The sequence below is a fragment of the Chitinophaga sp. genome, from assembly GCF_039596155.1.
Classification (GTDB): Bacteria; Bacteroidota; Bacteroidia; order Chitinophagales; family Chitinophagaceae; genus Chitinophaga.
In genome coordinates, this window is the sequence record NZ_JBCNKF010000002.1 from 437,397 (window position 1) to 446,232 (window position 8,836).

The following is an 8,836-nucleotide window of genomic DNA, read 5'->3' on the forward strand; positions in this document are numbered from 1 at the left end:
TATAGTAATCATTATATTATCGGTTAAATTACCGATATTTATAATTATCGGCAAAATAGACGATATTTGAATATGACTTGTATAATTTCAGGAGATATTATCAATTCGCGTAAAGTTGATCCAACTATTTGGTTAAACCCTTTAAAAGCTCTTATGAAGGAATGGGGAGAAACGCCACAAACATGGGAGATATATAGAGGAGATAGCTTTCAGTTGGAAATAAAGCAACCGCAATATGGTCTTTTAGCCGCCATTCGCATCAAGGCTTGTATTAAGTCTATAGAAAAACTGGATGTGAGAATGGGAATAGGAATAGGGCAAAAGAGCTATGATGCTCAAAAGATAACCGAAGCAAATGGAGAAGCATTTATTAATTCGGGGGAAATATTTGAAGACCTTAAAAAATTAAAACAAAGCCTTGCAATCAGAAGCCCCTGGCCACAGTTGGATACAGAACTAAATTTAATGTTTCGCCTGGCTTTAATAGCACTTGATAAATGGAGTCCAGCTACTGCACAAATAGTAGCTGTTGCAATTGCTAACCGTTCACTATCACAAAAAGAACTTGGTGATATAATGGAACGAACACAATCTACAATTAGTGAGGCACAGAAACGAGCACATTATGACGAAATAATGGATTTAGTTTCGTTTTATGAACAATGTATCATGGAAAAAATCAGTTAATATGATCCTGTTACTTCAATTCTTTTTAGCTCATATTCTTGGTGACTTTTTTTTACAGAATAGCAAATGGATTGCCAACAAAGAGTTAAAGAAATGGCGGTCTCCATATTTGTATATTCACGTATTTATACATTTTATACTGATCATATTAGTAACATGGAACCTGAGTTTGTGGAGAGTGGCATTAGTGATTAGCATGTTCCACTTGTTTATCGATGTAATAAAGCTGCAATATCAAAAGCCTTCCACCCAGAGAGCATGGTTTTTTATTGATCAAATTGCCCATTTAGTCGTTTTGTTTTGCATATGGTCTTATAATGAAAAAGTATCGTGGAGCTATATTGCTATAGCTACTCCCAGGACACTTATTATTAGCACCGCCATTTTATTTGTATTAAAACCAGCGTCCCTGATCACCAAATTTGTAATCTCTAAATGGACACCAGATACAAGTACCAATTCCAGTGCAGCCGCCGCAGAAGTAATAGAATCTTTGAAAAATGCTGGCGAATGGATTGGGTTTCTTGAAAGACTATTAATTCTGATTTTCATCCTATTAGGAAAATGGGAAGGAGTTGGCTTTTTGCTAGCGGCCAAATCTGTATTCAGGTTTGGTGATTTAAAAGAGCCTAAGGAAACAAAACTCACTGAATATGTCGTAATCGGAACATTCCTTAGCTTTTTTATTGCTATTATAACAGGAATTATAACCAGCCGATTATTAGCCCTGTTTTAAGTGAAACCTACAAACAGGATTGATTTAATAAGGCCTGTCAAAATTGCAGAATGCTGCACATGGATAATAAAATGGTTATAGTAAGCAGGAATCCAGATTTGTATCGATGCTGAAACTTATGAAACAATTCTTATGGACCAACCAAGTTTTTGCAGAGTTATGGTTTAATCACATAAATGTAAGTTCATATTTTACAGTCTCATGTGAACAGCTTGAGTCCAATCAAAGACTGAACTCAAGCTGTTTTTAATCTAATTGATTATTCTTTATTGCTTAATCAATTTATAATTAGAGTATTCACCATTTATTCCTATTGGGATAATGTAATCGTTACAATATTTCCAATGTTCATTATCAAAAACTCTTTCCGTTGTTAGCATTATATCAAAAATATTGGAACGTAAACCTTCTCTTTTATAGGTGGGAGATTTATTACTGTTCACATCAACAATGTAAAAAGAAGAGAATCTTTTGTTTGTTATAGTTTTTTTATATTGGTCTCTAAATAATAAGGTGTCATTACTTTCTGTAATTAAATACAAATTGAAATGAATATCTTGTTTACTCATGTTCTGAACACGAAATGTTATTTCATCTCCTTTTTTTTGATTTTCAAAAGCCAGCATCTTATTTTTTTGTGGGCTACTATCCAAAACTAAAATGCTGTCATTTCTAATTTGCCAGTTACCTTGAATCTCTTCATGCGATAACTCTTGAGTTACAAAGTATCTAAAAGATCCATCATGAAATAAATTAAGTGTCTCGTGATAATATGATGTACGATATTCGTAAGTAGACTTGAGTTCCTGAGAATATAGCCTTAACGAAAATAAAATACATCCAAATGTTAACTTAAGAATAGTCATAATTTGTATTTATTTTTTTTTGCCCAGATTCATAGTCCTTTTCCCATCCACGGTATATTTCTTTAACCGGTACTTTATTTTTTCCAGCTTCTATAGTTTCATTTCTCAATTGCTTACCCTCGGGAGAATTTAGATCCAATGGACCGACTGGCAGATTTTGATATAATTGAGGAGTCTTTTGTGCACCTAAATTTCTAGTATCATCATCATTCATTTGCAATGGTAGATGAAATTTTTCGTCTAACATATTTGGTGTTTCAAAATAAGAACGAATTCGTCTGATAGCACGTTCTCTATTATATCCAGCTGTTTCGTCCTGGATATCAATTAATCTTCCGTATCCAGTTCCAAGTGTTATTGAAAGCTGTTGTTTGTCAAATTGAAAAGCATGTAATAATTCATGAGCTGACTTGGTTAAATTTGACGTAGATGAAAAAAACGATCTTGCTTCTGAATAGGTAAAAAAGTTATTAGACACGGGATTTCAAAGTGGAGATATTTACGAAGTTATTCTTTTACCCTCAGAGCTAACTAATGCATATACCAAAAAGGGTAGAAAGGATATACCCGGTACTATAAATTTAAGCTTAGATATTGAACAGGTTGATCCATGTAAGTTGGCTATTTATACTTTTAATATGAGGATTAGACAGGGGGGAACTTTAATATTGAGTGAATGGAATGAATATTTCGGCTATAGTCTTTATTACTCTCCTGAAATCATTGGAGACCCATTTGCTAAGAAAAGAATTTTCTTTGATGATGGTACAATTAGACCTGAAATCCGATTTTATCAAATGGTTGCTAAGCAAAAAAAATGAACAACTTGATGAAGATGAAATTTTAGAATTTAGAGAATTAATAAAAGAAAGGAGGATTAGGCGGTTTGAAATAGTAGAGTCAGAGATTAAAAAAACAGGAATTAATTCCATTGATAAGTTCAAAAAAGATTATCCTAATATATTCGGAGAAATTTATAGCCAGGTTTTGTTATTTGAGGATGAGGTATTGAGTTATGATGTAAAAACACGTATACCTGTATACTGGGATTTTAGAACTTTCTTGCACATTTATTTGAGACATTGTGTTGAATTGCAGTTAGGTAACACCTTTGAAGGGAAAACACCGTTTTCTTATAATAAAAAGGACATCAGGAAATTATTATTAATTGCTATAAAGCAACTTGATCCTCGTATCCAAGAAAAGTTGTCCCAAGGATTGGACTTTAGAGTTTATGGGGAAAAAGCGCTATATTTCAATGGAAATTATTACTCCTTACGAATAGAGCCTTCGGGTAGGTTAGATAGTTTTTATCCAAATGAACATCTTATTGAGTAATGGATTCTTAGTGTGACAAATTATTGTATATGTTATTGAATAAAATAAAGGAAGAAGAGGAAGGATATATAATAGAATACAATATTCCTTTTACTGGAATTATGGTTGTTCAGTCTCTTCCTTCCTACGAAACTCAAACTGGAAAAGAGTTATACGATGATATAATTGACCGTCATTGTGAAAGATTAGGATATAACTCTTTCTTTAGAAACCCATATAGCAAGGAAGAATTTAAGGACGTTTTGAATCAAATAATTGATGCTATTTTAAATAAAAAGCACTACTGGATAATTCATTTGGAAATGCATGGTAGTGAAAATGGTAATGGCTTGGTATTGGCTAGTGGAGAATTGGTTACATGGGAAGAATTGGGAAGATATTGTAGGCCTATAAATATCCATCTACACAATACTCTAGTAATTACACTTGCTGCATGTAATGGGATTAATTTTTACAATGCAGCAGATTTCACCAAACCGGCACCTTTTGGAATAATAGTCGGACCAAAGCAAAATATTTATAATAGTGATCTATTAAGAGATTTTACTAACTTTTACGATTTACTACTGTGTAAATTTGATTTGGCACCTGCTATAGAAACACTAAATATTCATGATGATGGATGCAAATATTCAGTTCTTTCAGCAGGACTTTTGTTTCTTAAATTAAGAGAACTTGCAGAAGCTCACCCATTTAATTATTCTCATCTTAACAGACCTCAAAAAAGAGAAAAAATGAAAGATGAGAATCATCCATTATCAGGGGAAAGATATTGGACAAAACTCAGAAAAATATTTCTAATGGAATAATTTCAAAAATGTTGTCAACCAGGTAAAATAGTTTGACGTTAACAAATATATCGGAACTCGACTACCTCCTCGACTAAATTAAAGAAGCCCACGCCTCGCGTGAGCTTCTTACTTTCCTTGCGGACCAGACGGGACTCGAACCCGTGACCGATGGATAGACAATCCACTGTTCTCCCAACTGAACTACCGATCCGTTGAGAGATACTATCCGGTACCTCCCCGGAGGAAAATTAACAAAACAATGGGCAGTTTTGGGGGTACTGCCTAACAATGAACACTTCAAGGTCAACAAACATGTCAATGGATGTTTTGGGTGCTAATCATTTAACAATGGATGTTCTAAGGCCAACTAACACAATGAATGAATACATTTGGGGCTAACCAATCAACAATGGACACTCTCAGGGCTAACACTATCCGGTCGCAGCCACTTGCGCCTTTTGCTACAAGTGCTTCGCTACAACCTTCAAAACTAAGGTCACAAACAATAGATGACTTAAGATTTCAGGGTTAAATCACCAGAAGATTCCATCTTTTACTTCCTCTCCCGTTGATATAACAAAATTACTACCGTGCTGCGCAGTCTTTCTACGCAGTAAAAACACGCACAAAAAAAACTTCAGAAAAAGTTCTGAAGTTCTTAATTATCAATTTCTAAGAGATCGAATCAAAATATTTCATTACCCGCTCCTCACTCTCCCTATGCAATTCTACCTCCTCCGGATACAACGACGCCCGCAACTCCCGGTACATCCTCACCACCTGCCTTAACCCCGCCAACAATTCATCTTTATCATACCCCGCCAATGTCCCTTTCAACATCTCTACCTCCTCCGCTTTACACAACATCTCCACTTTCCGCATCCTCCTTGGCTCATTCCCGTTCCTGATATGTAATAATGGTCCCAACACCACATTTCGCATATATCCCAATGATTCTAACACCTCAAAATATTCTCCCCGCCCTACCTTCAGCAAGGTATAATGTACCCAGATCCAAAACCGGTCCTCTATCCACTGGTATTCCGGTTGTGGAAAATGTGCCGTCGTACTTGCAATCACCTCCTGCAATACACCACCTTTATCTAATAACAAAACAGGATCCTCCACCCGTTGCCGAAACTCCTCCACTGTTACAAACTTAATATCCACATGCAACAATGGATCATCATACAAACAAATCAATAACCGCGGCTCACCCACATGCTCACCCGTAAACGCATTGAGCAATCGCCCAAATTGCCTGGCATATCCCATCATCTTCTCTTTATTCTTTCCAATCACCTCCTTCGTTACCAATACAAAATCAATATCTGAATACTCATCCAGCTTCCCCCCGATCCAGGAGCCACCGGCAGCTAATCCCACCACAAAATCATCCTCCGATAGTATGCCTGTTACCCGGTCAGCAAATTGTTGAAATATTGTTTGTTTTTCCATAATAGAAAGATACAAACATATATTCAACCGCTATTCACTATACATTAATATACAATAGGGAATAACGAGTTGTGTTCTGATTGCGCTTATATACAGCATCAGCTACCCGTAAATGTAAGAGATAACCACCCACCAGTTGTTGATAAACAAACCGCCTAAGTTGAAAGTACCCGCTACCATCATGAACAGCTATTCTCATGTTAGATACTATTTCATGCAGCGAATAAGGGAGGACTTATGAACAGCTATTCTCATGTTAGATACTATTTCATACCGCGAATAAGGGAGGACTTATGAACAGCTATTCTCATTTTAGATACTATTTCATACCGCGAATAAGGGAGGACTTATGAACAGCTATTCTTGTGTTAGATACTATTTCATACCGTGAATAGGGGAGGACTTATGAATAGCTACTCTCGTGTTAGATACTATTTCATGCCGCGAAAGGAGAGGTCTTATGAACAGCTATTCTAGTGTCAGATACTATTCATGCCGCGAATAGGAGAGCACTTATGAACAGCTATTCCCGTGTTAGATAATATTTCATACCGTGAATAAGGGAGGACTTATGAATAGCTACTCTCGTGTTAGATACTATTCATGCCGCGAATAGGAGAGGTCTTATGAACAGCTATTCTCGTGTTAGATACTATTTCATGCCGCGAATAGGAGAGGTCTTATGAACAGCTATTCTTGTGTTAGATACTATTCATGCCGCGAATAGGAGAGGACTTATGAACAGCTATTCCCGTGTTAGATAATATTTCATACCGTGAATAGGGGAGGACTTATGAATAGCTACTCTCGTGTTAGATACTATTTCATACCGCGAAAGGAGAGGACTTATGAACACCTATTCTCGTGTTAGATACTATTTCATGCCGCGAATAGGAAAAGACTTTACCAACGAAGAAAGCCAAGAAACCACTGGGTTAAAACTGCATGAACCGATGCGCCTGAACGGGAAGGATTATATGATTAACACAGCAAACAAAAAGATAACTATTACATATTACTTTCTTTCGACCCTTACTCTATCACCCACAGTCAATCCATTATTCTCTACTACCACCGTCACATATGTCTTCCCATTCAATTCCTTTACATCCACCACATCTCCATGCTGCAACTCAAAAAATAATGCAGGATCTGCATATTCAACCCCTTTTCCATTCTCAATATGCACAACCTTATCCGACAACTTTACAATCTCCTCCACATCATGACTCACCATCAAAGTCGTCAGATGATACCGCTGATGCACCTCCTGCAAAGTCTCCTGCAGGGATCTGCGTAACTCCTTGTCAATCGCTGACAATGGTTCATCCAGCAATAATAGCGCCGGTTGCTGTGCAATGGCCCTCGCCAATGCCACCCTTTGCTTTTGCCCGCCAGACAGGCCCTGCGGTTTCCTCTCTGCCAGCTTCTTCAGCGCTGTGACTTCCAGTAATTCATCTACAATATCCTCAGATGCCTGCTTCTTCAGTGCAAATGCAATATTCTCTCTTACATTCATATTCGGAAACAACGCATAATCCTGGAATACGATGCCTGCATTTCTTCGCTGCGGACTTACATTGATCTTCCGGCTACTATCAAACCAGGTTACCCCGTTCACGTTGATAACCCCGCTGTCTGGTTGCATAAAGCCCGCCAGCATTCGCAGGATACTTGTTTTACCAGCACCCGAAGCGCCATATAAACTTACAAATCCGCCTTTCTCCAAAGCCAGGTCCAAATGAAGCATCCTCTCTCCATCCGCTGTATGTAAATGTTTTTGTAATGATAATCTGACCATACCAGAATTCATGCTAATACTGAAATAGATTACATCTTACCCTAACTGTCAATCATGCGAAAGACGTATCTGCCAACCGATAAATAATAGGCAGCTCAGTTAGAAGTAATTCGACTGCCTGATCCTCCTGTTAATAAAATACATCGAAAACAACACTATAAAAGAAATCCCAATCAATACCAACGCATATTTATTCGCCGTATCATAATGAAATAAATCATTCTCATCATAAATAGCTATCGCTGCCGTTCTCGTCTTCCCGGGAATATTCCCACCTACCATCAGGACAATTCCAAATTCTCCTACCGTATGTGCAAAAGTCAGGATAATGCCTGTCAGCAATGAAGGCTTGATATTAGGTAATAACACCTTTGTCAACGTCACCCACTTAGACTTCCCCAATGAATAAGACGCCTCCTTCAGACTCTCCGGTAATGATGCTAACCCCGACTGCAATGGATGCACCATAAACGGCAAACTATATAGCAAAGAGCCAATTAACAATCCCTCAAATGTAAACGCCAGCCGGAGATGCATATATTTTGCTAAGAAAGCCTCCGGCCGGAAAGCCATCAATAAATAAAACCCAATTACAGAAGGGGGCAATACCAACGGCATACTTACCAATACCTCCATGATCGTTTTAAAGACAGAAGGTTTTTGCGAAAGCCACCATGCGACCGGAATAGCAATGAAAAATAGAATAACCGTGGTCAAAACGGCTAACTGTAACGTCAGTAATATGGGTGCAGTCTCAATCATTGTGCAATAAAACGTAAATATTATCTGCTAATAAAACATAAAAGCTCCTCTGTCAATAAAACAAAAAGAGGCACTGTATTATAACGTAAAAATAGACTGGTCAACTACAAAATCTGCCGGTGAATAAAGTAAAAGATCGCAAAAAACTCTCCTGATCAACCATAAAAGACACCCACTCAATAAAGCAAAATCATTTCCATTATTATAACGAACTCCCCAACACATCAAAAAGCTACCCACTCAATAAAGCAAAATCATTTCCGTTATTATAACGAACTCCCCAACACATCAAAAAGCTACCCACTCAATAAAGCAAAACCATTTCCGTTATTATAACGAACACCCCAATACATCAAAAAGCTACCCACTCAATAAAGCAAAATCATTTCCGTTAATA

At 37.1% G+C, this 8,836-nt stretch carries 9 protein-coding genes and 1 tRNA gene; 4 read left to right on the forward strand and 6 right to left on the reverse strand.

The window, feature by feature from the left end; all coding sequences use genetic code 11:
• Positions 1–66 precede the first annotated feature (66 nt).
• Both ABDW33_RS03620 and ABDW33_RS03625 read left to right on the forward strand, forming a co-directional pair.
• The gene (locus ABDW33_RS03620) at positions 67–687 is read left to right on the forward strand and encodes a hypothetical protein (protein ID WP_343688703.1); all 621 of its coding nucleotides are present in this window, start codon (positions 67–69) and stop codon (positions 685–687) included.
• Between the two features lies 1 nt (position 688).
• Positions 689–1,423, forward strand: a complete 735-nt coding sequence (locus ABDW33_RS03625; protein ID WP_343688704.1) for a DUF3307 domain-containing protein — start codon at positions 689–691, stop codon at positions 1,421–1,423.
• A gap of 266 nt (positions 1,424–1,689) precedes the next feature.
• Here the strand turns inward: ABDW33_RS03625 and ABDW33_RS03630 are convergent, their stop codons facing one another.
• Both ABDW33_RS03630 and ABDW33_RS03635 read right to left on the reverse strand, forming a co-directional pair.
• The gene (locus ABDW33_RS03630; RefSeq protein ID WP_343688705.1) at positions 1,690–2,289 is read right to left on the reverse strand and encodes a hypothetical protein; all 600 of its coding nucleotides are present in this window, start codon (positions 2,287–2,289) and stop codon (positions 1,690–1,692) included.
• On the reverse strand, positions 2,276–2,767 hold the full coding sequence (locus tag ABDW33_RS03635) for a hypothetical protein (RefSeq protein ID WP_343688706.1): 492 nt from the start codon (positions 2,765–2,767) through the stop codon (positions 2,276–2,278). The genes ABDW33_RS03630 and ABDW33_RS03635 overlap by 14 nt, the downstream gene beginning before the upstream one ends.
• Before the next feature lie 257 nt (positions 2,768–3,024).
• On the opposite strand from ABDW33_RS03635, the gene ABDW33_RS03640 reads away from it, so the two are divergent.
• Complete coding sequence (locus ABDW33_RS03640) at positions 3,025–3,627, forward strand: hypothetical protein (protein ID WP_343688707.1); 603 nt, start codon at positions 3,025–3,027, stop codon at positions 3,625–3,627.
• A gap of 29 nt (positions 3,628–3,656) precedes the next feature.
• A complete protein-coding gene (locus ABDW33_RS03645) occupies positions 3,657–4,436 on the forward strand; it encodes a hypothetical protein (RefSeq protein ID WP_343688708.1) in 780 nt (259 codons plus the stop codon).
• A gap of 120 nt (positions 4,437–4,556) precedes the next feature.
• Here the strand turns inward: ABDW33_RS03645 and ABDW33_RS03650 are convergent.
• The 4 genes from ABDW33_RS03650 to modB form a co-directional block, all read right to left on the reverse strand.
• Positions 4,557–4,629, reverse strand: a tRNA-Asp gene (locus ABDW33_RS03650).
• Between the two features lie 461 nt (positions 4,630–5,090).
• Positions 5,091–5,876 (reverse strand): nucleotidyltransferase domain-containing protein, encoded by a 786-nt coding sequence (locus ABDW33_RS03655; RefSeq protein ID WP_343688709.1) that lies wholly within the window; start codon positions 5,874–5,876, stop codon positions 5,091–5,093.
• A gap of 1,015 nt (positions 5,877–6,891) precedes the next feature.
• A complete protein-coding gene (locus tag ABDW33_RS03660) occupies positions 6,892–7,677 on the reverse strand; it encodes an ABC transporter ATP-binding protein (protein ID WP_343688710.1) in 786 nt (261 codons plus the stop codon).
• 99 nt (positions 7,678–7,776) lie between these two features.
• Positions 7,777–8,439, reverse strand: a complete 663-nt coding sequence (gene modB / locus ABDW33_RS03665; protein ID WP_343688711.1) for a molybdate ABC transporter permease subunit — start codon at positions 8,437–8,439, stop codon at positions 7,777–7,779.
• Positions 8,440–8,836 lie beyond the last annotated feature (397 nt).

Bases quoted from the DNA above. Each gene is read 5' to 3' on its own strand.
- ABDW33_RS03645 (WP_343688708.1), top strand. From the start codon at position 3,657: ATGTTATTGAATAAAATAAAGGAAGAAGAGGAAGGATATATAATAGAA.
- ABDW33_RS03660 (WP_343688710.1), bottom strand. From the start codon at position 7,677: ATGGTCAGATTATCATTACAAAAACATTTACATACAGCGGATGGAGAG.
- ABDW33_RS03655 (WP_343688709.1), bottom strand. From the start codon at position 5,876: ATGGAAAAACAAACAATATTTCAACAATTTGCTGACCGGGTAACAGGC.
- ABDW33_RS03630 (WP_343688705.1), bottom strand. From the start codon at position 2,289: ATGACTATTCTTAAGTTAACATTTGGATGTATTTTATTTTCGTTAAGG.
- modB (WP_343688711.1), bottom strand. From the start codon at position 8,439: ATGATTGAGACTGCACCCATATTACTGACGTTACAGTTAGCCGTTTTG.
- ABDW33_RS03625 (WP_343688704.1), top strand. From the start codon at position 689: ATGATCCTGTTACTTCAATTCTTTTTAGCTCATATTCTTGGTGACTTT.